Origin of the sequence: Cellulomonas hominis (assembly GCF_005239125.1) — a bacterium.
In the GTDB taxonomy this organism is placed as follows: domain Bacteria; phylum Actinomycetota; class Actinomycetes; order Actinomycetales; family Cellulomonadaceae; genus Cellulomonas; species Cellulomonas hominis_A.
Map to the genome: position 1 here is coordinate 1 of NZ_SZYE01000377.1, position 706 is coordinate 706.

A 706-nucleotide genomic window follows, 5' to 3' on the forward strand; every position below is an offset into this window, starting at 1 on the left:
CGGCGCCGGTCGGCGCGGCACGGCTGGGTGCCGGGCGGGCACTGGGACGCGGCGCTGCGCGGCCCGGCGGTCGCGGTGGCGGGGCTGCTCGGCCACGAGGCCGCGGAGTCCGACCTGGCGCCGTACGTGTTCTCGACGCAGCTCGGGCACGAGCTCGCGCTCTACGGGCTGCCCGGCCCGGGCGACGAGGTCGTGCTCCGCGGCGACCCGGCCGGCGACGACGGCTGGACGGCGCTGTGGTTCGCCCCGGGCGGCGGGGCGACCGGCACGCTGACGGCGGTGTTCGCGGTCGACCGGCCGCGGGACGTCGGCGGGGCGCGACGGCTGCTGGCGGGCGCGGTGCTGCCGGTGCTGGACCGGGCGCGCGCGGCCGACCCGGCGGTCGCGCTGCCGAAGGCCGTCGCGGGCTGAGGACGACCGCGGGGTCAGGACGACCGCGGGCTCAGCCCACCCGGTCCCGCGCGAGGTCGTCCGGCGCGGCCGACCCGGCCCCGGTGTCCCGGGCGTCCGCGAGCTCGGCCCCGGCGAGCGCGTACGAGAGCCCCCGGTGCCCCCGGGTCCACGGGACCGACAGCACCCAGACCGCCACGAGCACCGGCTGCACGGCCGCCGCGGCCGCGCCGACGACGTCCACGACGTCCGGCGCCCCGGGCGCGCCCCCGCCCGGCCACGCCCCGGGCAGCGCCGCCAGCACGGTGAGCAGTCC

At 82.0% G+C, this 706-nt stretch carries 2 protein-coding genes; one reads left to right on the forward strand and one right to left on the reverse strand.

The window, feature by feature from the left end:
* Nucleotides 1-411: oxidoreductase C-terminal domain-containing protein (locus tag FA014_RS19665; RefSeq protein ID WP_328288233.1), on the forward strand; the 411-nt coding region annotated here is incomplete at its 5' end.
* Nucleotides 412-442: 31 nt separating this feature from the next.
* Here FA014_RS19665 and FA014_RS20445 read toward each other — a convergent pair.
* A partial coding sequence (locus FA014_RS20445; protein WP_230323469.1) for a hypothetical protein occupies nt 443-706 on the reverse strand: 264 nt, incomplete at its 5' end.